Below are 23,139 nucleotides of genomic sequence, written 5' to 3' on the forward strand. Positions count from 1 at the left end.
TCTCTCCTATCAGACAGACAATGCGTTATGTTCGGCCACCGCGCGCTCGACCCAGACTTGCGCCTGGCCGAGGTAATGCGCGGGGTCGAGCAGATGATCCAGTTCGGTGCTGCTCAGTTCGGCGGTCACTTGCGGCTCGTCGCCGAGTACCGCACGCAGGTGGCGCTGTTCGGCCACCGCGCGTTTGCAGCATTGTTCGAGCAGGTGATGTGCGGTGTCGCGGCCGACCCGTTGCGCGAGGACGATGCTCACCGCTTCGGCCAGCACCAGCCCTTGGGTCAATTCGAGATTGCGCGCCATGCGCTCGGCATCGACCTCCAGACCATCGGCCAAAAGGCGTGCCTGTTGCAGCGCACCGGACACTAGGCAGCAGATGTCCGGCAGGGTTTCCCATTCGGCATGCCACAGACCGAGACTGCGTTCGTGCTCCTGGGGCATGGCGCTGAACAGCGTCGAGACCAGCCCCGGCACCCGCGTCGCTGCGCCGATCAACACCGCCGCGCCGACCGGATTGCGCTTGTGCGGCATGGTCGACGAACCGCCCTTGCCCGGCGCCGACGGCTCGAACACCTCCGCCGCTTCGGTCTGCATCAACAGACTGACGTCGCGCCCGAGTTTGCCGAGGCTGCCAGCGATCAAACCGAGTACCGCGCCGAACTCGACGATGCGATCCCGCTGGGTGTGCCACGGTTGCTCAGGCAACGTCAGTTGCAGCTCTTCGGCCAACGCCTGGGCGATCGGCAGCGCTTGCTCGCCGAGCGCCGCGAGGGTGCCGGAAGCACCGCCGAATTGCAGCACCAGCAGCCGTGGCTTGAGTTCGCGCAGACGCTGACGGCTGCGGGTCACCGCGCCGAGCCAACCGGCGATCTTCATCCCGAGGGTGACCGGTGTGGCGTGCTGCAGCCAGGTGCGCCCGGCCAATGGCGTCGCCGCATGCCGCTGCGCTTGGGTGGCGAGCGAATCGGCCAGCGCTGCCAGATCGCTTTCAATCAGCTCCAGCGCCTGCCGCAATTGCAGGACCAGCCCGGAATCCATCACGTCCTGACTGGTAGCGCCCAGATGCACATAGCGCTCGGCCTCGGCACTGCTCGCGGCGATCTGCTTGCCCAATGCCTTGACCAGTGGAATCGCCGAGTTACCGGCCGTGGCAATCGCCTCGCCCAGCGCCGCGAAGTCATACAGACCGGCATTGCAGGCGGCGGCAATCGGCGCCACGGCAGACGCCGGAATCACCCCGACCCGCGCCTCGGCCCGGGCCAGCGCCGCTTCGAAATCGAGCATGGCCTGCACCCGGCCCTGATCGCAGAACACCTCGCGCATGTCGCGGGCCGTGAAGTAGGCATCGAACAATTGATTGCCCGGTCGCTGAGTCATAAACAGTCCTTGCCGGCGCGGGCCAATGCGGCCCGCGCACATCGGTTTACAGATCGTGGTGCAAGTACGCCGCCTGTTTCGGCAGGCGCAGGCTAAACAGGAACGCCACCGCCATCATCACCGTGACGTACCAGTAGAACGCGTTTTCCATGCCCCCGGCTTTCAGGCTCAGGGCCACGTATTCCGCCGAACCGCCGAAGATCGCGTTGGCCACCGCATAGGCCAGACCGACGCCGAGGGCGCGGACTTCCGGCGGGAACATTTCGGCTTTCACCAGGCCGCTGATCGAGGTGTAGAAACTGACAATCGCCAGCGCCACGGTGATCAGCACAAAGGCCAGAATCGGGCTGCTGATGCTTTTCAGGCTCAACAGGATCGGCACAGTGAACAGCGTACCGAGCGCGCCGAACCAGAGCATCGAATTACGTCGGCCGATCTTGTCGGCGAGCATGCCGAACAGCGGCTGCATGCACATATACAGGAACAGCGCGCCGGTCATGATGTAGCTGGCGGTCTTGGCGTGCATGCCGGCGGTGTTCACCAGGTACTTCTGCATGTACGTGGTGAAGGTGTAGAAAATCAGCGAGCCACCGGCGGTGTAACCGAGCACGGTGATGAAAGCGGCTTTGTGATCACGGAACAGCGCGCGGATGCTGCCGGCGTCCTTGTTCTCGCGCATTTCCTTGCTGGTGGTTTCTTTCAGGGAGCGACGCAGGAACAGCGAAATCACCGCCGCCACCGCACCGACAACAAATGGAATCCGCCAGCCGTAAGCACGCAGTTCATCTTCACTGAGGAACTGTTGCAGGATCACCACCAGCGACACCGCCAGCAGTTGCCCGCCAATCAGCGTCACGTACTGGAACGAGGCGAAAAAGCCGCGCTGGCCCTTGAGCGCGACTTCACTCATGTAGGTGGCGGTGGTGCCATATTCGCCACCCACCGACAGGCCTTGCAGCAGCCGCGCGAACAGCAACAGCAGCGGTGCCCAGACGCCGATGCTGGCGTAAGTCGGCAGACAGGCGATGAGCAGGGAGCCGAAACACATCATCAGCACCGAAATCATCATCGAGGTCTTGCGGCCCTTCTTGTCCGCCAGCCGCCCGAAAATCCAGCCGCCAATCGGGCGCATCAGAAACCCGGCAGCGAACACCCCGGCCGTGTTGACCAGTTGCACCGTAGGGTTGTCGGAGGGGAAAAACGCCGGGGCGAAATAGATCGCGCAGAAGGCGTAGACGTAGAAGTCGAACCATTCGACCAGGTTGCCGGACGAGGCACCGACAATGGCGAAGATGCGCTTGCTGCGCTCCTCGCCGGTGTAATGAGCGGTGGTAGTGGTCATTGTTTTTTACTCTGAAGGGACAGGTGAGAGTCTAGACACACTTCGCAACAGTCCCGTTCCACAGTTCCATCTGCAACACAGTTCTCCGCTGTGGGAGCGAGCCTGCTCGCGAAGAGGGAGTGCCAGACGACATTTACGTTGGCTGACCCACCGCTTTCGCGAGCAGGCTCGCTCCCACAGGGGATTGGGGCGAACTTCAGTAATCGAAGAACACCGTCTCAGCCTCAGTGCCCTGCAAAATCACATTCCACTGATACACACCCGCCGCATCCGGCTTCGCCAGCAACGTCCCGCGGCGCTCCGCCGGCACACATTCCAGCAGCGGATCATCGACGTTCGCCGGATCGCCTTCAAAGTAGATGCGTGTCAGCAAGTGCTTGACCAGACCACGGGCAAATACCAGCACCACCAGATGCGGCGCCTGGGTCGAGCCCTTCAGGCCTTCGACCGTGCCCGGTTTGATCGTGGTGAAACGGAAGCGCCCTTCGGCGTCCACCGGCACCCGGCCAAAACCTTCGAAGTGCGGATCCAGCGGTTTGTCCTGCTCGTCTTCCGGGTGCGCGTACTTGCCTGCGGCGTTGGCCTGCCAGACTTCGAGCATCGCGTCGTTGACCACATCGCCGTTGCCGTCAACGACTTGGCCGGTGATCGCCACGCGCTCGCCGAGGGTTTGTTCGACCGCGAGGTTTTCGCGGTTCAGCCAGGTCAGGCCGATGTGGTAGTACGGCCCGACGGTGTGGGACGTGGTGGCAGTCAGCGTCATCTTATTTCTCCATCGGCGTGGCGTCGCGGCCGCGCAAGACGATGTCCCAGCGATAGCCGAGGGCGTAGGACGGAATGGTTTTTTCCAGATCGAAAGCGGCGATCAGACGTTCCTTGGCGGAGGTGTCCGGCACGCAGTTGTAGATCGGGTCGTAGGCCAGCAGCGGGTCGCCGGGGAAATACATCTGCGTCACCAGACGGGTGAGGATGCTCGGCCCGAACAGCGAGAAATGGATGTGCGCCGGTCGCCACGCGTTGTGGTGGTTACCCCACGGATAGGCGCCGGGCTTGATGGTCTGGAACTGATACCAGCCATCGGCGTCGGTCACGGTGCGGCCGGTGCCGGTGAAGTTCGGGTCCAGCGGTGCGTCGTGCAGGTCGCGCTTGTGGTTGTAGCGACCGGCGGCGTTGGCCTGCCAGATCTCCACCAGAATCCCCGGGACCGGCAAACCGTTTTCGTCGAGCACACGGCCGTGAATGATGATGCGCTCGCCCAACGGCTCGCCGTCGTGCTGCGCGGTCAGGTCGTTGTCTTTCTCGGCGACGCGTTCGGCACCGATGGTCGGGCCGGTGATCTCCGACAACGAATGCGGCAGAAACACCAACGGTTTGGACGGCGAGCGCAGGTTGGTGGATTGATACGTCGGGTGCAGGTACTCGGGCTGGGTGCCTTCCTGCGGACGACGGTAGCCAGGCTTGTCAGTCATTTCGCTTTCCTCAGTTCTTATCAGTCGACGCGCTGCGTCAGACGCGTTCGATGGCCAGGGCCAGACCCTGTCCGACGCCGACGCACATGGTCGCCAGACCTTTCTTGCCGCCAGTCTTTTCCAGCTGATGCAGCGCAGTCAGCACCAGTCGCGCGCCGCTCATGCCCAACGGGTGGCCCAAGGCAATCGCGCCACCGTTCGGGTTGACCTGCGGCGCATCGTCGGCCAGACCCAATTCACGCAGCACCGCCAGGCCCTGGCTGGCGAAGGCTTCGTTGAGTTCGATCACATCGAAATCGCTGACCGCCACGCCGAGACGCTCGATCAGTTTGCGCACCGCCGGCACCGGGCCGATGCCCATCACCCTAGGTGCAACACCGGCGCTGGCCATACCCAGCACTTTGGCCCGTGCTGTCAGGCCGTGTTTTTTCACCGCTTCCGCCGACGCGAGAATCAGCGCGGCAGCGCCGTCGTTGACCCCGGACGCGTTGCCGGCGGTGACGGTCTTGTCCGGGCCGTTGACCGGTTTGAGTTTGGTCAGCGCTTCAATTGTCGTGTCGGCGCGTGGATGCTCGTCCTGGCTGACCACGGTTTCGCCCTTCTTGTGGGCGATCCGCACTTCGACGATTTCCTCGGCGAAGTAGCCCGCAGCCTGTGCAGCGGCCGTGCGTTGCTGACTGCGCAGGGCAAACGCGTCTTGGTCGGCACGCGACACTTTATAGTCGTCTGCCACGTTGTCGGCGGTCTGCGGCATCGCGTCGACGCCGTACTGGGCCTTCATCAGCGGGTTGATGAAACGCCAGCCAATGGTGGTGTCTTCCAGTTTCATGTTGCGCGAGAACGCTGCGTCCGACTTGCCCATCACGAACGGCGCGCGGGACATCGACTCGACGCCGCCGGCAATCGCCAGCTCCATCTCGCCGCTGGCAATCGCACGGAAAGCAGTGCCGATCGCGTCCATGCCCGAAGCACACAGACGGTTGAGGGTCACGCCCGGCACGCTGTCCGGCAGACCCGCCAGCAGCAGCGCCATGCGCGCCACGTTGCGGTTGTCTTCACCAGCCTGGTTGGCGCAGCCGAGGAACACTTCGTCGATCGCGTTCCAGTCCACCGAGGGATTGCGTTCCATCAGCGCCTTGATCGGCACGGCGGCCAGATCGTCGGCGCGCACGGCGGACAAACCGCCGCCAAAACGGCCGATGGGGGTGCGAATCGCGTCGCAGATATACACGTCACGCATCATGCTTCTCCCGGTGCCTGGCCGTGGGCGGCGGCGGTGCGCGCTTCGAGATCGCGCAGTGCAGTGAGTTCGACCTCGGTCGGTGCCGCCGTGGTTTCAACGTTGTCGGCAAAGCGGATCGCCCAACCGGTGGCGGCGACCACTTGCTCGCGGGTCACGCCCGGATGCAGTGCGGTGACCACGAATTCGTGGGTGCCCTGCTCCGGTTCCATGATGCACAGGTCGGTGATGATCCCGACCGGGCCGGCACCCGGCAGGCCCAGACGCTTGCGCGAATCGCCGCCCTCGCCATGCCCGACCGAGGTAATGAAGTCGAGCTTGTCGACGAACGAGCGCGCCGACTGCTTGAGGATAATCAACACGCTCTTCGCCGAACCGGCGATTTCCGGCGCGCCACCGGCACCCGGCAGGCGAACTTTCGGTGCGTGATAGTCGCCGACCACCGTGGTGTTGATGTTGCCGAAACGGTCGACCTGCGCCGCGCCGAGAAAACCGACGTCGATGCGCCCGCCCTGCAGCCAGTAGCGAAAAATCTCACCGGTCGGCACGACGGTGTCGGCGGTCTCTGCCAACTCGCCGTCACCGATCGACAGCGGCAGCACGCTAGGCTTGGCGCCAATCGGGCCCGATTCATAGATCAGCACCACGTCCGGCGACGAAGTCAGGCGCGCGAGGTTGGCGGCTTTCGACGGCAGGCCGATGCCGACGAAGCACACCGAGCCGTTCTTCAGGCGACGGGCCGCAGCGACGGTCATCATTTCATTGGTGGTGTAAGTCATTACTTGGCCTCCGAAGCAGCGGCCAACTTGGCCTGGAACTCGCTGAAGTCAGCGCAGCCATGGATGTATTCGTTGATCCACGCGGTAAACGTCTCACGGTCGCGGGCGATCGGATCCCACGCCTGATAGAAGCGATTGTCACGCTCGGTGTAACCGTGGGCGTAGGACGGATGCGCACCGCCGGGTACGTGGCAAACCGCGCTCAAGGCCCAGGTCGGCAGCACGCAAGCGTTCATCGGGGCGTTGAGGTTGTCGACGATTTCCTCGACGGTGACGATGCAGCGCTTGGCCGCCAGTGCCGCTTCTTTCTGCACCCCGAGAATGCCCCACAGCAGCACGTTGCCCTGACGGTCGGCTTTCTGCGCGTGGATCACGGTGACGTCCGGACGCACCGACGGCACGGCCGCCAGCACTTCACCGGTGAACGGGCAGGTCACGGACTTGATCAGCGGGTTGACCTTCGGCAGGTCGGAACCGGCGTAGGCCCGCAGCACGGCGAACGGTAGGCCGGAAGCGCCGGCGACGTAGGCGTTGGCCAGGTCGGCGTGGCTGTGCTCTTCGATTTCCAGGGCATGCGGCCACTGCTTCTCGACCGCATCGCGCAGACGGTGCAGCGAACCCACACCCGGATTGCCGCCCCAGGAAAAGATCAGCTTGCGTGCACAACCGGCACCGATCAGTTGGTCGTAGATCAGGTCAGGCGTCATCCGCACCAGGGTCAGATCTTTCTTGCCCTGCCGAATGATTTCATGACCTGCCGCCGTAGGGATCAGGTGAGTGAAGCCTTCGAGCGCGACGGTGTCGCCGTCGTTGACGAATTGCTTCACCGCGTCGTGCAGCGAAAGGATCTCAGCCATGGAGCAGGCTCCCGTTTTTGTAGTGAATCGCCAGTGATAAAAAGGCGCGAGGTTCAGCGCCGGAGTCACTGAAGATTAAGCCGCTGAAAATCGCCAAACAATCCGATAATCGACTGAGTGTTCGTTTATCGAACGGATTGTTATCACCCTATCAATCACAAGCAAAAGCTTCGCGAGCAAGCCCGCTCCCACATTTGAAATGTGTTTTCCCTGTGGGAGCGGGCTTGCTCGCGAAGGCGTCGGAACATTCAACGCAAATCAAAATGACTCGACTCAGGTCGCATCCGCATGACTGACCATGCCTTTAATCACCACGGCCGTCGTCGCCAACGCCGCCGGAATCACCAACGCCGTCAGCACCTGTTCGAAGTTCCAACCCAACCCCAGCAACGTCGCGCCCATCCACGCCCCGAGAATCGCGCCAAACCGGCCAATCCCGAGCATCCACGACACCCCGGTCGCCCGCCCCTGCGTCGGATAAAACCGCGCCGCCAATGAAGGCATCGCCGATTGCGCACCGTTGACGCACATCCCGGCCACCAGCACCAAGGTCGCGAGCAATGTGATGTTGCCCAGACTCTGCCCCACCGCGTAGGCAAACACCCCGGCCAGCAGGTAAAAAGTGCCGATGACCTTGTGCGGATTGAAGCGATCCATCGCCCAGCCCACAGCGACCGCACTCAACACCCCGCCGAACTGGAACAACGCGCCGATGAACGCCGCCTGCTCCATGCTCGCGCCGCTGTCACGCATCAGGGTCGGCAGCCAACTGGTCAGCAGATAAACGATGACCAGGCCCATGAAGTAGGTCAGCCACAGCAGCAAGGTACCGACGCTGTAGGTGCCGGAGAAAATCACCGCGAACACGTTGCGCGCCTTGACGGTTTTCTGTTCCGGCACGCTGAAACTCGAGGCCTGCGCGACGGTGACCGGATCGATTGGCGACAAGGTCTTGCGTACTTTGTCGGTGCCGCGATTGCGCACCACCAGAAAACGCGCCGACTCCGGCAGCCAGAACAGCAGCACCACCGCGAGGATCAGCGGCAGGATCCCGCCGATCAGCAGCAGGCTGTGCCAGCCGAACGCCGGGATCAGCTTCGCCGAAATGAAACCGCCACCGGCCATGCCAAGGTTGAAGCCGCAGAACATGCTGGTCACCAGCAAGGATTTCTTGCGCTCCGGGGTGTATTCCGAGAGCAGCGTGGTGGCGTTGGGCATGCCGGCGCCCAGACCGAGGCCGGTGAGGAAGCGCAACACCAGCAGTTGCTCGACGTTGGTGCTGTAGGCCGAGGCCAGGCTGAAAGCGCCGAACAGCAGCACCGCGCCAACCAGCACCACTTTGCGTCCGAAGCGGTCAGCCAGCGGGCCGGAACCCAGTGCGCCGAAGACCATGCCGATCAACGCGGCGCTCATTACCGGGCCAAGGCTGGCGCGGTCGATGCCCCAGTCCTGGGACAGTGCCGGCGCGATAAAACCCATCGCCGCGGTGTCGAGACCATCGAGAAATACAATCAGGAAACACAGAATCACCACCCGCCACTGATAGCGCGAGATCGGTTGGGCATTGATGAAGGTCTGCACGTCGAGGCAGTTACCTACAGCGGACTGAGGCTGGTTCATTATTTTTATTCCACGCAAAAAACGCAGTCGAACGGCGGCCGGCCAGAGAGCGGCACGGTCACAAGAATAGAAGATCGAAATCAGGCGTTGCGGTGAATCCGGCAACAGGGAATGGAGCTGAGACAGTCGGGGAGCATGCGCATGGTGAGTTGCCTCTTGTCATTATTATGGGAGTCGACAATCCGGCAGGCTCATTCGAATCTGCGCCGGATGACGCTGCCGCGACATTAATGATCCGGGGCTTTTAGCGTCAATTCGATAAACGCAACACTGTGCGTTTATCGAACAGCTTCATCAGGCGAACAACTGCGCGCTGAGGTCGCGGCTGGCACTGAGCAGGCCCGGCAGGAAGCGTTGTTCCAGTTCGGTACGGCTGACGCGGCCGGCGTGGGTGCTGACATTAAGCGCCGCCACCACCTGGCCCGACGCATCGTAAACCGGCACGGCAATCGAACGCAGGCCTTGTTCGAGTTCCTGATCGACGATGCACCATCCCTGCTGCCGTACTTCCTGCAGGCATTCGAGCAGACTTTCGGGGGTGTGCAGCGTGCGGCTGGTCTTGGCCACCAGTTCGGCATGGTCGAGGTATTCGCGCAGCGAGGTGTCGTCCAGCGCCGCCAGCAGGATGCGGCCCATCGATGTGCAATAGGCCGGCAGACGCCCGCCCACCGACAGATCCACCGAGATCAACCGCTGCGTGGTCGCCGAACGGGCGATGTACAGAATGTCGTCACCTTCGAGCGTGGCCATGTTGCAGGCTTCGTGCAGTTGCTCGCTCATGCGGTCGAGATACGGCTGGGCCGACACCGCCAGCGGCGTCGACGACAGATACGCGTGCCCGAGAGTCAGCACTTTGGGCAGCAACGAGTAAGTACGGCCATCAGTGGTGGCGTAACCCAGTTTGATCAGTGTGTGCAGGCAACGGCGCACGGCAGCGCGGGGAATTTCCGTGCGATGGCTGATCTGGGCGATGGTCAGGTGCCGCTTGCGCTCCTGAAACGCCTGCACCACCGCCAGGCCACGGGCCAGCGAGGTCATGAAATCCGGATCGCCGGTCAGCGCCTGGATGCGTTTGGCCGGCGAAGCGACGATCGGCGGCGCCACGGAGGTGAAGGAGTTGCGCATTTGATCGTTCATTTCTTGTCCTTGTTTCCGGCACGGATCAATGGCTATACAAGCGGCTCGCCAGCAGATGCACAAGAGTCGAGACGCCAAGATTGGGCGATTATCGAACCGCCGACCGATTATCGCAATCCATCAGCCGCTGTCCTTCTTGGCTTCTTCATTCATTCACCTGCCTGTTCATCCAACTTCGCATGCCTCATTAGTTGATCGACTTAATGGCGCCAGAAACTGAACGCGAGTCCTTAAAAGGTTTCGGCGAATTTCAACTAGCGATAAAACTTGTCAGTAACAAAACGATCACACATCCCGAACCGTTTTTAACTTGGCAAAGATAGTCATTCCCGAATCGACCGCTATAATGCACCTCAGTGGCGCCACGTTTTCACTGGCCGAGGGTGCCGCCCGCTGACCCGATGCCTATTGCCGTCAGCCCGGCCAGCGCCTGACGCTCATTATTCATGCACCGCCAGCGCGCTTGCTGAAACAGGAAACTGATGCTGCGTCAGTTTTAATCTGGTGCCGTAGCCGCCTGCAACATGGAAGTCTTGATCGCCTTGCCGATAACGCCAATGCCTGAACCGGCATGGCCCTTTGGTGGACGTGTTCAATCGACTCGTTGCCGTGCGTTTCACCAGATATTTATCTCAACTCAAACAGGTAGCACTGTGACGAAAGACGAACTGCGCGCGGAACTTGAGCGCCAGGAACAACGTTACAAGGAAGTTTACGGCGGGGAAGTCACCACCTACGCCGCGCAACCCGAACCGGAACGCAAGGCATGGCGCAAACGCCCCACCGTTCAGGATCAGGTTTTCCAGCAAGAACTGAAAAAGATGGAAGAAGAACTCAAAACCGAAGAGCCCTGAACGGGCGATCCTGAGATTTTCGAGGGTCTGCGTCGCCACCGGCTAAAAGCACGGTGACCCGACCATGCCTTGCGCGCCCGCTATCCGCGGGCAGCGGCCTACCTCCCCCGGCCTGCACGGGAAAGGAGCGTGTCTGACTCGTTTCAGAGATATTTCACACAGGCGTTTGAGGCTCGCGCGCGCTCGACAAATTGCTTGCTGCCCAAAGGTTTTTACAAGCTAATCAATGACTTAAAAAACCCTGCGTCACGCTAGGGCTTTGCACCTTGCAACAATTTAATTCGACATTGATTGCTACCGATGAGCAGGTAGGGGATCGATTTCCAGTCTTTTCTGGCATAATCGCGCCCCCTTATGACCGGGTCAGAAAACCTTCATGATCGATTTATTCAGCGGACTGGATGCTTGGGTGCTTGTGAGCCTCTTGCTCGCCCTGACGTTTGTCCTCGCCTTCGAGTTCATCAATGGATTTCATGACACCGCTAACGCGGTAGCCACTGTTATCTACACCAAAGCCATGCCGCCTCACCTGGCGGTGTTCTTCTCCGGTGTGTTCAACTTCCTCGGCGTGTTGCTGGGCGGCGTTGGCGTGGCGTATGCCATTGTTCACCTGCTGCCGGTAGAACTGCTGATCAATGTGAATACCGGCCATGGCCTGGCGATGGTGTTCTCGTTGCTCGCCGCGGCGATCACCTGGAACCTGGGCACCTGGTACTTCGGTATCCCGGCCTCCAGTTCCCACACCCTGATCGGCTCGATCCTCGGCGTCGGCCTGGCCAATGCCCTGATCAACAACATCCCGTTGGCCGACGGCGTGAACTGGCAGAAAGCGATCGACATCGGCGCCTCGCTGGTGTTTTCGCCAATGGCTGGCTTCCTGATTGCCGCGCTGATCCTGATCGGCCTGAAGTGGTGGCGTCCGCTGTCGAAGATGCACAAGACCCCGGAACAGCGCCGCAAGATCGACGACAAAAAGCACCCGCCGTTCTGGAACCGTCTGGTTCTGGTGATTTCGGCCATGGCCGTGAGCTTCGTGCACGGTTCCAACGATGGCCAGAAAGGCATCGGCCTGATCATGCTGGTATTGATCGGTATCGTGCCTGCGCAGTTCGTCCTCGACCTGAGCAGCACCACCTACCAGATCGAGCGCACCCGCGACGCGACCCTGCACCTGAGCCAGTTCTACAAGCGCAATGCCGATTCTCTGGGCGAATTCCTGGCCCTGGGCAAAAGTGTTGAAGGCGATCTGCCGGAGAAATTCCGCTGCAACCCGCAGCAGACCGAACCGACCATCAACGCCCTGCTTGGCACCCTTAAAGGTGTAGCGGACTACCATTCGCTGTCCTCGGAAAGCCGCATCGAAGTGCGTCGTTACCTGCTGTGCCTGGACGACACCGCGAAGAAAGTCGGCAAGCTGCCAGGCCTGGAAGCGCGTGAGAAGGCTGACCTGGACAAACTGCGCAAAGACCTGACCACCACCACCGAATACGCCCCGTTCTGGGTGATTCTGGCGGTGGCCCTGGCCCTTGGCCTGGGTACCATGGTCGGCTGGAAACGCGTGGTACTGACCATCGGCGAGAAGATCGGCAAGCAGGGCATGACCTACTCTCAAGGCATGTCGGCGCAGATCACTACCGCCAGTTTGATCGGTATGGCCAACATCTTCAGTCTGCCGGTATCGACCACTCACGTGCTGTCCTCGGGCGTGGCCGGCACCATGGTCGCCAACAAGAGCGGCCTGCAGGGTGGGACTGTTCGCACTATCCTGCTGGCGTGGGTGCTGACCTTGCCAGCGACTGTGGCGTTGTCGGCTGGGTTGTTCTGGTTGGCATCCAAAGCGCTGGGTAGCTGATAGACCGCAGTACATGAGAAAGGCGCGATTCGTGAGGATCGCGCCTTTTTTTGTTTTGGCTGCGAGTTGGATTGGGGGAATATCCATTGCTGCGGGGGTTGCTGATTACGGTTCCGCCCTTACGGCGGGTCACTTTTTCCAAACGCCGAAAAAGTAACCAAAAAGGCTTCCCCCGGCGTACGGCACTTCGCTGAGGCTCAGTGTTCCCTCGCTACGGTGTCCATCAGGGGGCATCGCCTCCGGTTTGCTTCGCTGCACCTCCTCTCGATGTATGCGGCTTCGCCGCATGGCGCTGCGCGCCTAACCCCCTGATGGACACCTACGCTCGGCCTGCCGAAGGGGCTGAAGATCAAAAGCCACATCAAGAGCCAGAGCAAGAGCCAAAGCCAAAGCCAAAGCCAAAGCCAAAGCCAAAGCAGATCAAAAGATCACAGCCTTCGGCAGTTCCTACAGGGGATTGGGTGTATTCAGTTTTGAGATTTGGTCGGCTGTCAGGCCGCCTTCGCGAGCAAGCTCGCTCCCACAGTTGGATGAGTGCATTCAGTCAGAGATCGGTCGGCTCGTAGGCCGCCATCGCCAGCAGGCTGGCTCCTACAGAAAAGCAAAAGCCGAGCGCACGCTTTTCCACCACTCAACACGATGAGCGTTAGCTCGAGTAAAGCTTTTGATCTGAGGGCCCGTCGGCAGGCTGAGTGGAGGGGTTTATCCGGGGGTGGGAGCGCAGCGACCGTTTGGCGCAGCCAAACACAGCGAGAGGAGGTGCAGCGAAGCAAACCGTAGGCGCTGCCCCCCGGATGAATCCCGCAGCGAAGGAACCCGAGCCTAAGCGAGGGCCGAACGTCAGGGTAAAGCCTTTTTGGTTACTTTTGAGGCGTTTGTCAAAAGTGACCCGCCGTAAGGGCGGAACCCTAATCAGCAACACCCGCAGCAACGGATATTCACACCCAACAACCCACAGCATGGTCGGCCCAAAGGCCGCCAAGACACAAAAAAAAGGGGCAACCGAAGTCGCCCCAAAATGCCTTGCGTGCTCATCAAACCCGGAAAGACCTACTTCTTGCGCTTATTCGCATCCTTCCAGATAAAAAATCCAAACCCTGCAAAAAACAGAACCATGAGCCCCACGGTCAGAACCCCGGCAAACACCACGTTATCGAAAAACATGACTGTGGCCTCCTGGCCCCTGCTTTGCTGCGATGGAGCTAAGTTAACCAATCGCGCAGGCGCAGAAATTGACCAGGATCAAGTCCGGACAACACAGAAGGCAAAGGCGGGAAAATAACTGACCTGCATCAAAGGATGCAGGGGAAGATCAACGCTTTTTCGGTTTCTTTTTCGGCTTTTTCTGAGCTTTTCCCAACGGCATGGCTTGCTCGAAGGCCTTGCGCACTTCGTTCAGCCGCTTTTCGTTGAGATCATGCACACGCTTGGCGCGCTCGGTGCCGAGGTCGATCAGTTTTTCATCTTGGCTCATGACGTTCAGCGCATCACTTGAAGAAAACACAACTGCCGCATCAGAGGCAGGACTGCGCCAATCATGCAGCCTGACGCCAGCGCTCGACAACAATTGATGTAAATAAGCAGACTCAGATCTCGATATCGACCCACAAGCCCTGACGCGGCTGATCTTCCATCAGCGGCACCACCGGCACGGTGTTGTCGGCATTCAGCTCGGTGCCCGGCACGGCCAGATGCTCTTCCGGGTCTTCGTCGGCTTCGCGGCGGCGGCGATCACGTTCCTGCTGACGGCGCTGTTCCTCGCGCGCCAGCAGTCGATCCTCTTCCGGGTCGCGTTTTTGCAGATCAATCGTGCTTTCGTTGGAGCTTTCCTGCACCGGCACCACCGGAGGAATGTCCGGCCGCTGGCGAATCGGATCCTGCTGGGAAGTGATCGGCACAGCGCTCAGGGGGAGCATCGGTGGCAGCATATAAAGGGTCTCCTGTCAGCAGGCTATCGGCTGCGGCAAAGGCGCCTTGAGCCATCCGTCGCAAATCTGTGATCGGGTTGGCACTGCAGGAGCTGCCGCAGGCTGCGATCTTTTAATCGGACATCACAAAACTCAAGTGTTTCCAAAGATCAGAAGATCGCTGTCTGCGGTAGCTTCTGCCCAGTAATCTTTGGCCCTGAAGCCTGCATTCCGTTAAGATAGCCCGCTTTTTCAAGGTGGGAGTCAGGCAGCATGGCGCAGCAGTATCAACCGGGGCAACGCTGGATCAGTGACAGCGAAGCAGAGCTTGGTTTAGGCACCGTTCTGGCACAGGACGGCCGCTTGTTGACCGTGCTTTACCCGGCCACTGGCGAAACCCGCCAGTACGCGCTACGGAATGCGCCCCTCACCCGCGTACGGTTCTCGCCGGGTGACACCATTACTCACTTCGAAGGCTGGAAGATGACCGTGCGCGAAGTCGACGACGTCGACGGGCTGATGGTCTATCACGGCCTCAACGGGCAGAACGAAGCCGTCACCCTGCCGGAAACCCAGCTGTCGAACTTCATTCAGTTCCGTCTGGCCAGCGATCGTCTGTTCGCCGGGCAGATCGACCCGCTGTCGTGGTTCTCCCTGCGCTACAACACCCTGGAACACACCAGCCGCCAGTTGCAGTCTTCGCTCTGGGGCCTGGGCGGCGTGCGTGCGCAACCGATCGCGCACCAGTTGCACATCGCCCGTGAAGTCGCCGACCGTATCGCGCCGCGGGTTCTGCTGGCGGACGAAGTGGGTCTGGGGAAAACCATCGAAGCCGGTCTGGTGATCCATCGCCAACTGCTCTCGGGCCGCGCCAACCGCGTACTGATCCTGGTGCCGGAAAACCTGCAGCACCAGTGGCTGGTGGAAATGCGCCGCCGTTTCAACCTGCAGGTCGCGCTGTTCGACGAAGAACGCTTCATCGAAAGCGATGCCACCAACCCGTTCGAAGACACCCAGCTGGCATTGGTTGCCCTGGAGTGGCTGGTCGAAGACGAGAAGGCGCAGGACGCCTTGTTCGCCGCCGGCTGGGATCTGATGGTGGTCGACGAAGCCCACCACCTGGTGTGGCACGAAGACAAGGCCAGCCCCGAGTACTCGCTGGTCGAACAATTGGCTGAAGTGATTCCCGGCGTGCTGCTGCTCACCGCGACCCCGGAACAACTCGGTCAGGACAGCCACTTCGCCCGTCTGCGCCTGCTCGACCCGAACCGTTTCCATGACCTGGCCGCGTTCCGCGCCGAGAGTGAGAACTATCGCCCGGTGGCTGAAGCCGTTCAGGAACTGCTCGACAAAGGGCGCCTGTCGCCGGAAGCGCACAAGACCATCCACGGTTTCCTCGGCAACGAAGGCGAAGCCCTGCTGACTGCGGTCAACGATGGCGATAGCGAAGCCAGCGCCCGTCTGGTGCGCGAGTTGCTCGACCGCCACGGCACCGGCCGCGTGCTGTTCCGTAACACCCGCGCCGCCGTGCAGGGTTTCCCGGAGCGCAAACTGCACCCGTACCCGCTGCCATGCCCGGACGAATACCTCGAACTGCCGCTGGGCGATCACGCCGAGCTGTACCCGGAAGTCAGCTTCCAGGCCCAGCCGGACGCCAGCGAAGAACAGCGCTGGTGGAAATTCGACCCGCGCGTCGAGTGGCTGATCGATCAGCTGAAAATGCTCAAGCGCACCAAAGTGCTGGTGATCTGCGCCCACGCCGAAACCGCGATGGACCTGGAAGACGCCCTGCGCGTGCGCTCCGGCATCCCGGCCACGGTGTTCCACGAAGGCATGAACATCCTTGAACGTGACCGCGCAGCCGCCTACTTCGCCGACGAAGAGTTCGGCGCGCAAGTGCTGATCTGCTCGGAAATCGGCAGTGAAGGTCGCAACTTCCAATTCGCTCACCACCTGGTGCTGTTCGATCTGCCGTCGCACCCGGACCTGCTTGAGCAGCGTATCGGTCGTCTCGACCGGATCGGCCAGAAGCACATCATCGAACTGCACGTGCCGTACCTGGAAACCAGCCCGCAAGAGCGCCTGTTCCAGTGGTACCACGAAGCCCTGAACGCGTTCCTCAACACCTGCCCGACCGGCAACGCCTTGCAGCATCAGTTCGGCCCGCGCCTGCTGCCGCTGCTTGAAGAAGCCGACGACGGTGAGTGGCAAGCGCTGATCGACGAAGCGCGCACCGAGCGTGAGCGTCTGGAAGCCGAGCTGCACACCGGCCGCGACCGTCTGCTGGAGCTGAACTCCGGTGGTTCGGGCGAAGGCGATCAGTTGGTCGAGGACATCCTTGAGCAAGACGATCAGTTCGCCCTGCCGATTTATATGGAAACCCTGTTCGACGCGTTCGGCATCGACAGCGAAGACCATTCGGAAAACGCCCTGATCCTCAAGCCGAGCGAGAAGATGCTCGACGCCAGCTTCCCGCTGGGCGATGACGAAGGCGTGACCATCACCTACGACCGCAACCAGGCGCTGTCGCGCGAAGACATGCAGTTCATCACCTGGGAACACCCGATGGTGCAGGGCGGCATGGACCTGGTGCTATCCGGCTCGATGGGCAACACCGCCGTCGCACTGATCAAGAACAAGGCGCTGAAACCGGGCACGGTGTTGCTGGAACTGCTCTACGTCAGCGAAGTGGTTGCACCGCGCTCGCTGCAACTGGGCCGCTACCTGCCGCCGGCCGCCCTGCGCTGCCTGCTCGACGCCAACGGCAACGATCTGTCGGCCCGCGTCTCGTTCGAAACCTTGAACGATCAACTGGAAAGCGTGCCCCGCGCCAGCGCCAACAAGTTCATCCAGGCCCAGCGCGATCAGCTGACGCCACGGATCAACGCTGGTGAAGACAAGATCACCCCGCGTCACGCCGAGCGCGTGGCCGAGGCCCGTCGTCGTCTGGCGGCGGACACCGACGAAGAACTGGCGCGCCTGACCGCGTTGCAAGCAGTCAACCCGACCGTGCGCGACAGCGAACTGGATGCGTTGCGCAAGCAGCGTGAACTGGGTCTGGCGATGCTCGATAAAGCGGCGTTGCGTCTGGAAGCGATCCGGGTGCTGGTGGCGGGTTAAGTCCCCCGCTCTAGCGCTATAAATGAAGAGGCCCGCAGCGATGCGGGCCTTTTTGTTTGTCTGGTATTTATCGGCTGATGCTGATGGCCCTTTCGCGAGCAAGCCCGCTCCCACAGTTTGGAATGCGTTCCCATGTGGGAGTGGGCTTGCTCGCGAAGGCGGTTATGCAGTCGCCACAGAAACATCAGGCTCAACCACAGCCACCAACCCCTCCCTCATCCGCTGCGCATCGCGCACAAAACACCGCGCCGCCAGAAACAGAAACACCATGGTCAAGAACAGCGCCACCGGAATCAGGTACATCGCGTCATGCAGCCCCACAGCCTTGAACGCCTCAGTCATCTGTTCGGCGCCTGCCGAAATCATCGCCGATTTGGCGAAATGGTCGGACAAGGCCCCCACCACCACCGGCCCCAAGCCGCCGCCGAGCAGGTACAACCCGGCAAAGAACAGCGCCATCGCCGTGGCCCGCAGGCGTGGTTCGACCACGTCCTGAATCGCCGTGTACACGCAGGTGTAGAAGTTATAGGCAAACAGCCAGCCGACACTGAACACCGCGACGAACACGCCGATCTCGACCCGTCCGGCATGCAGCGCCCACGCGGTGCACAGGGTCGAGATGATCAGGCTGAAGCCGGCAAACAGCAGCCGACCGTTGGCGACTCGTTGATGAATCTTGTCAGCGATCCAGCCGCCGAGGGTCAGACCGATCAACCCGGTGACACCGACGATCACGCCGGTCGCCACCGCCGCCTCCTGCAACGGCATCAGGAAGTAGCGCTGCAGCATCGGCACCAGAAACGAGTTGCAGGCATAGGTGGCGAAGTTGAAGCACAAACCGGCCATCACCAGCCACAGGAATGTCGGCACCGCCAGCACCCGGCGGATAGGCTTGTCGACTCTCTCTTGGGACACCTGCACGGTTTCCGCCGCGCCGCGTTTGGGTTCCTTGATGAAGAACATGAACACCGCGAGGATCAGCCCCGGCACCGCCGCGATAAAGAACGGCGCGCGCCAGCTGTCGAAGGCCTTGACCATCGCGCCGATGGTGAAGAACGCCAGCAGCAGGCCCAACGGCAAGCCGAGCATGAAAATACCCATGGCCCGCGCCCGACGGTGCGCCGGGAACAGGTCACCGATCAACGAGTTGGCGGCCGGCGCGTAACTGGCCTCGCCAATGCCGATGCCCATGCGCACCAGCAGAAAACTCCAGAAACTGCCGACCAGCCCGTTGACCGCGGTCAGCGCGCTCCAGGTCGCCAGGCCCCAGCCCATCAGTTTGCTGCGCGAACCGGTATCGGCCATGCGCCCCAGCGGCAGGCCGGCGATCGCATAAACCAGGGTGAACGCGGTGCCGACGATTCCCAGTTGAAAATCGCTGAGGTGCCATTCCATGCGGATCGGCTCGATGATGATCGCCGGAATGGTGCGGTCGAAGAAATTGAACAGGTTGGCAAGGAACAACAGGAACAGAATGCGCCAGGCATTCGCCGCTTGGGTCGAGTTCTGCATGGGTCCGTCTCTTTATTGTTATGTGGGCTTCACTGCCGACGCATCCGAGCCCGGAACCTGCAATCTAGACAGGCCTGCCGGGGCTGTCTGTGATCATTCGTCAGCCTGATAACGGGCCATGGCACTGTAACGAAACGTAAGCCCTTGATAACACTGAAATCCCCCATAAACCGGGGGTTTCGCGGCAAAACCCGGCTACAAAAAAATACTTTCGCGCCCCCCTTCCCAAGTTCATGGCGAAGCCTAGAATAGCCGCCGGATCCGTCCGGATTCGCCGATCAACCCCTTTGATACCCTCCCCATGTCCGAAGTCAGTCCGTGTCTGAATTGCGGTGCCTGCTGTTCCCATTTTCGCGTGTCTTTTTTCTGGGGTGAATGCGCCTCCTCCGGCGGTACGGTGCCCGATGAACTGGTGACGCAGATCAGTCCCAGTCGGGTAGCGATGAACGGCACCGACTGCAAATCGCCGCGGTGTACGGCGTTGATCGGTGAAGTGGGCAGTAACGTGCAGTGCTCGATTTACGAGCAACGCTCCAGTCCCTGCCGCGAATTCGATGCTTCCTGGGAATACGGCGAACAGAATGTCGATTGCGACAAGGCGCGCGCCCGCTTCGGCTTGCCGCCGCTCGAACCGGAATGGAATCAGATCCCTTACGACCAAACCGCCTGATGGTTTAGCGCCAATCGCTATAAGGCTCATGCCGAAATGGTTGGCGCCAATGTGCCACTACCGCTTGCATGGCAAAAACCGCCTCTATACTCCTCTCATTCGCCTGCGTTGCTGACGCAGCAGGGACGACTTCACAGACGGGGATGCTATGGAGTGGCTTGGTTTGCAGTTTGTTACCGAGCTGCCGCAGAGCGGGCAGGTCATTCTCGATTGCACACACAATCCCTTGCTGGTGCTGGTGGCCTATCTGGTCGCCTGCGCCGCGAGTTTTGCCACCCTCGACATGGCCGAGCGGGTTGGCCACGCCGAAGATCCGGGTTCGCAACGGGTCTGGCGCTGGATCGGCGCCACCTGCCTGGCTGGCGGCATCTGGGCCATGCACTTCATCGCCATGCTGGCATTCCAGGCGCCGCTGGAAATCCATTACGAACTGGCCACCACTCTGTTTTCCCTGGTGATCGCCCTGCTCGCCTCATGGCTGGCGATGCACACCCTGAGCGTGCCTCAACCCTCGCTGATGCAATACCTGAAAACCGCCATCGTTATTGGCTTGGGCATCGCCGGCATGCATTACGTCGGCATGGCGGCGATGCACTCGGTGGCCACTGCGTATTACCAGCCGCTGCTGTTCTGCCTGTCGATCGTGATTGCCATCGGCGCCAGCTTCGCCGCGCTGTGGGTCGCCGGTTATCTGCGTGAAGGCAGCGGCCGTTTTCATCAGTTGCTCAAATACACCGCCGCAGTGATCCTCGGCGCCGGCATCATCAGCATGCACTTCACCGGCATGGCCGCGTTGAATCTGGTGGTGCCCGAGGGCGCAGCACCGACCCTGAGCGGCGAAACCAATTACCTGCAACTGGGCCTGACCGTCGCATTGATCATCCTGCTGATTCTCGGCAGCGCGATCAGCGCGGCACTGGCCGACAAGAAACTGCAAAGCAAGGAACACGATCTGCGCCGGGTCAACGCCCTGCTCGGCCAGCTCGATCAGGCGCGGATGTCATTGCAGCAAGTGGCCAATTACGACGCGCTGACCAACCTGATCAACCGCCGCGGTTTCAACCAGCTTTTCGCCGAGAAACTCAACCAGAAAACCAGCGAAGGCGGCATGCTCGCGGTGATGTTTCTCGACATCGACCACTTCAAGCGAATCAACGACAGCCTCGGCCATGACGCCGGCGACGCCCTGCTCAAAGTCATCGCCAATCACATCAAAGGCTCGGTGCGCAGCCATGAAGACGTGGTCGCCCGCTTCGGCGGTGACGAGTTCTGCATCCTGATCAGCCTGCGTGAACGTGAGGAAGCGCGCAACATGGCGCAACGGATCATGCTGAAAATGAAGGAGCCGATCGAACTGGCCGGCCGCCGTATGGTGATGACCACCAGCATCGGCATCAGCCTGTTCCCCGACGACGGCACCACCTGCGAAGAACTGCTCAAGCACGCGGATCTGGCGCTGTATCAATCCAAGGGCGCCGGGCGTAACGGCCTGCATTTTTTCAGTGCCAACATGAAGACCCGCGCCAGCCTCGAACTGCAACTGGAAGAAGAACTGCGCCAGGCCCTGCGCGAAGAAAACGGGCTGACGCTGTATTACCAACCGATCTTCGAACTGAAAACCGGTCGAGTGACCAAACTCGAAGCGCTGATCCGCTGGCAGCATCCGGTGCATGGCTTGCTGGCCCCGGATCGCTTCATCGCGATTGCCGAAACCAATGGCCTGATCGCCGAACTGGATAACTGGGTGCTGCGCCGGGCCTGCACCGATCTTGGCGAACTGACCCGGCATGGCTGCAACGACCTGAAAATCGCCTGGAACTGCTCGCCGCTCAACCTTGCCCGGGAAGAGCTGGCCGATGAGATCGAAAGCGCACTGCGCAGCGCTGGCGTTGCGCCGGAACGGCTGGAACTGGAAGTCACCGAAAACGCGCTGATGGGCAACATCGCCAACACCCTGGTGCTACTGCGGCAGATCCGCGCTCTCGGCGTCTCGCTGTCGATCGACGACTTCGGCACTGGCTATTCGTCGCTGGCCTACCTCAAGCGCCTGCCGCTCAATACGCTGAAAATCGACCGCTCGTTCATCCTCGACATTCCCACGGCGACCGCCGACATGGAGATCGTCCAGGCGATCATCGTCATGGCCCACACCCTGCATTTGCAGGTGGTGACCGAAGGCGTGGAGAGCCTGGAACAGTACGAATTCCTCGAGCGCTCAGGCTGCGATTTCATTCAGGGCTACCTGCTCAGCCGCCCGGTGCCGCTGGACGAGTTACGCCCGGTGCTGGAAGAAATCAATCAGCGCAAACACTCGCATGCAGTCAATCCGTTGAGTCTGGCGCGCGGTACATTTGTACCAGTGTCGCTGGATCCTTCTGCAAAAAGCCCTGCGCCCCATGCAGGCGCATCAATTGTGCGGCCAATCCGCTGATCGGCGTGGCCGAGCCTTGTTCGCGGGAGAATTTCACTGCGGTATCGAGATCCTTGAGCAGCGTGCGCACGTGCCATTTCACCGGTTCAAAACGGCTCTCGGCCATTTGCGGGGCGAGGATCTGCAACGGTTTCGAATCGGCAAAACCACCGGCCAGCGCTTCGGCAATCAGGCTCGCATCGACTCCGGCCTGTTCGGCCAGCGCCACTACTTCGGCGATCACCAGCGCATTGCAGGCGACGATCATCTGGTTGCAGGCCTTGGTCACTTGCCCGGCGCCGATGCCACCCATGTGCGTGACCCGTTGACCAAGGCTGAGCAGCACCGGGCGCACCCGCTCCAGATCCGCCACCGCGCCGCCGACCATGATCGCCAGACTGCCGGCCTCGGCACCCACCACGCCGCCGGACACTGGTGAGTCGAGCCAGCTCATCCCGGTCTTGTCGGCCAACTCGGTGGCCATTTCGCGGGTAGCGGTCGGTTCGAGGCTGGAAAAGTCCACCAGCAACTGGCCGCTTTTCGCACCTTCAGCGACACCCCCGGCGCCAAACACCACCTCGCGCACCACCGCCGTGTCGGCCAGACAGAGCATCACCACGTCCGCGTGTTCGCACAGTTCAGCGGGGCTTGCCACCTGCCGGGCGCCGGCTTCGACCAGTGGCGCGCACTTGGCCGGGTTGCGATTCCACACGGTCAACGGGTAGCCGGCAGCCAGCAAACGGCGGCACATCGGCAGGCCCATCAGGCCGATTCCGGCAAAACCCAACGAAGGGAGCGTTGACATCATTTCGCCTCTTTTTGATTAAAGATCACTGAATAATGGCCGATTCATGAGCGATCAGGAAAGGATTCCCCCGTGCGACGATCAGGCCAAGCCCCTGACGCCCGGGCCAAATTCGCGCAATAAAAGACGCGAGATCTTATTCCGTGAGGCTCGCTGACACTGGTCAGCGGACCAACCAGTCCAGGTATATG

The 23,139-nt window shown here is 61.2% G+C and carries 19 protein-coding genes; 5 read left to right on the plus strand and 14 right to left on the minus strand.

The window, feature by feature from the left end:
* Positions 1–9: 9 nt before the first annotated feature.
* From VLA07_RS01835 to pcaR, 9 genes are all read right to left on the minus strand, one after another.
* A complete protein-coding gene (locus tag VLA07_RS01835; RefSeq protein WP_333988318.1) occupies positions 10–1,374 on the minus strand; it encodes a 3-carboxy-cis,cis-muconate cycloisomerase in 1,365 nt (454 codons plus the stop codon).
* 46 nt (positions 1,375–1,420) lie between these two features.
* The gene (locus VLA07_RS01840) at positions 1,421–2,716 is read right to left on the minus strand and encodes an MFS family transporter (protein ID WP_041070509.1); all 1,296 of its coding nucleotides are present in this window, start codon (positions 2,714–2,716) and stop codon (positions 1,421–1,423) included.
* A 196-nt stretch (positions 2,717–2,912) separates the two neighbouring features.
* Entirely contained in the window at positions 2,913–3,479 is a 567-nt protein-coding gene (gene pcaG / locus VLA07_RS01845; RefSeq protein WP_027614395.1) for a protocatechuate 3,4-dioxygenase subunit alpha, read from the minus strand.
* Position 3,480: 1 nt separating this feature from the next.
* The gene (gene pcaH / locus VLA07_RS01850; RefSeq protein WP_027614394.1) at positions 3,481–4,185 is read right to left on the minus strand and encodes a protocatechuate 3,4-dioxygenase subunit beta; all 705 of its coding nucleotides are present in this window, start codon (positions 4,183–4,185) and stop codon (positions 3,481–3,483) included.
* A gap of 37 nt (positions 4,186–4,222) precedes the next feature.
* Positions 4,223–5,428 carry a 3-oxoadipyl-CoA thiolase gene (gene pcaF / locus VLA07_RS01855; RefSeq protein ID WP_285373241.1) on the minus strand — a complete coding sequence of 402 codons (1,206 nt, stop codon included), beginning with the start codon at positions 5,426–5,428 and terminating at the stop codon, positions 4,223–4,225.
* Positions 5,425–6,204 (minus strand): CoA-transferase subunit beta, encoded by a 780-nt coding sequence (locus VLA07_RS01860; RefSeq protein WP_027614392.1) that lies wholly within the window; start codon positions 6,202–6,204, stop codon positions 5,425–5,427. The genes pcaF and VLA07_RS01860 overlap by 4 nt, the downstream gene beginning before the upstream one ends.
* The gene (locus tag VLA07_RS01865; protein ID WP_003222404.1) at positions 6,204–7,061 is read right to left on the minus strand and encodes a CoA transferase subunit A; all 858 of its coding nucleotides are present in this window, start codon (positions 7,059–7,061) and stop codon (positions 6,204–6,206) included. The genes VLA07_RS01860 and VLA07_RS01865 overlap by 1 nt, the downstream gene beginning before the upstream one ends.
* 273 nt (positions 7,062–7,334) lie before the next feature.
* Positions 7,335–8,681, minus strand: coding sequence for an MFS transporter (locus VLA07_RS01870; RefSeq protein ID WP_027614391.1), 1,347 nt, complete (start codon positions 8,679–8,681; stop codon positions 7,335–7,337).
* Positions 8,682–8,975: 294 nt separating this feature from the next.
* Positions 8,976–9,818, minus strand: coding sequence for a pca regulon transcriptional regulator PcaR (gene pcaR, locus VLA07_RS01875; protein ID WP_007963153.1), 843 nt, complete (start codon positions 9,816–9,818; stop codon positions 8,976–8,978).
* Between the two features lie 653 nt (positions 9,819–10,471).
* On the opposite strand from pcaR, the gene VLA07_RS01880 reads away from it, so the two are divergent.
* Positions 10,472–10,672: a hypothetical protein gene (locus tag VLA07_RS01880; RefSeq protein WP_003222398.1), complete on the plus strand. Its 201-nt coding sequence runs from the start codon at positions 10,472–10,474 to the stop codon at positions 10,670–10,672.
* Between the two features lie 376 nt (positions 10,673–11,048).
* Complete coding sequence (locus VLA07_RS01885) at positions 11,049–12,524, plus strand: inorganic phosphate transporter (protein ID WP_003222397.1); 1,476 nt, start codon at positions 11,049–11,051, stop codon at positions 12,522–12,524.
* 1,050 nt (positions 12,525–13,574) lie between these two features.
* Here the strand turns inward: VLA07_RS01885 and ccoM are convergent.
* The 3 genes from ccoM to VLA07_RS01900 all read right to left on the minus strand — a co-directional run bounded on the left by ccoM (position 13,575) and on the right by VLA07_RS01900 (position 14,452).
* Positions 13,575–13,688 (minus strand): cytochrome c oxidase subunit CcoM, encoded by a 114-nt coding sequence (gene ccoM / locus VLA07_RS01890; RefSeq protein WP_003222396.1) that lies wholly within the window; start codon positions 13,686–13,688, stop codon positions 13,575–13,577.
* Positions 13,689–13,836: 148 nt separating this feature from the next.
* Positions 13,837–13,998 carry a hypothetical protein gene (locus tag VLA07_RS01895; protein ID WP_096797040.1) on the minus strand — a complete coding sequence of 54 codons (162 nt, stop codon included), beginning with the start codon at positions 13,996–13,998 and terminating at the stop codon, positions 13,837–13,839.
* A gap of 112 nt (positions 13,999–14,110) precedes the next feature.
* A complete protein-coding gene (locus VLA07_RS01900) occupies positions 14,111–14,452 on the minus strand; it encodes a hypothetical protein (RefSeq protein ID WP_003222394.1) in 342 nt (113 codons plus the stop codon).
* Between the two features lie 252 nt (positions 14,453–14,704).
* Here VLA07_RS01900 and rapA point away from each other — a divergent pair, with 252 nt between their 5' ends.
* Positions 14,705–17,551 carry an RNA polymerase-associated protein RapA gene (gene rapA / locus VLA07_RS01905; protein ID WP_333988319.1) on the plus strand — a complete coding sequence of 949 codons (2,847 nt, stop codon included), beginning with the start codon at positions 14,705–14,707 and terminating at the stop codon, positions 17,549–17,551.
* 162 nt (positions 17,552–17,713) lie between these two features.
* Here rapA and VLA07_RS01910 read toward each other — a convergent pair whose 3' ends face one another.
* Entirely contained in the window at positions 17,714–19,063 is a 1,350-nt protein-coding gene (locus tag VLA07_RS01910) for a spinster family MFS transporter (protein WP_333988320.1), read from the minus strand.
* Between the two features lie 301 nt (positions 19,064–19,364).
* Between VLA07_RS01910 and VLA07_RS01915 the strand changes: the two genes are divergently transcribed.
* Complete coding sequence (locus VLA07_RS01915; protein WP_027614387.1) at positions 19,365–19,733, plus strand: YkgJ family cysteine cluster protein; 369 nt, start codon at positions 19,365–19,367, stop codon at positions 19,731–19,733.
* Positions 19,734–19,881: 148 nt separating this feature from the next.
* The gene (locus VLA07_RS01920; RefSeq protein ID WP_115988066.1) at positions 19,882–22,164 is read left to right on the plus strand and encodes a putative bifunctional diguanylate cyclase/phosphodiesterase; all 2,283 of its coding nucleotides are present in this window, start codon (positions 19,882–19,884) and stop codon (positions 22,162–22,164) included.
* Here VLA07_RS01920 and VLA07_RS01925 read toward each other — a convergent pair.
* Complete coding sequence (locus VLA07_RS01925; RefSeq protein ID WP_178085263.1) at positions 22,055–22,951, minus strand: NAD(P)-dependent oxidoreductase; 897 nt, start codon at positions 22,949–22,951, stop codon at positions 22,055–22,057. The two genes, VLA07_RS01920 and VLA07_RS01925, sit on opposite strands and share 110 nt — an antisense overlap.
* Positions 22,952–23,139: the final 188 nt, after the last annotated feature.

This window comes from Pseudomonas sp. S3(2024), assembly GCF_036861315.1.
Lineage (GTDB): Bacteria > Pseudomonadota > Gammaproteobacteria > Pseudomonadales > Pseudomonadaceae > Aquipseudomonas > Aquipseudomonas putida_A.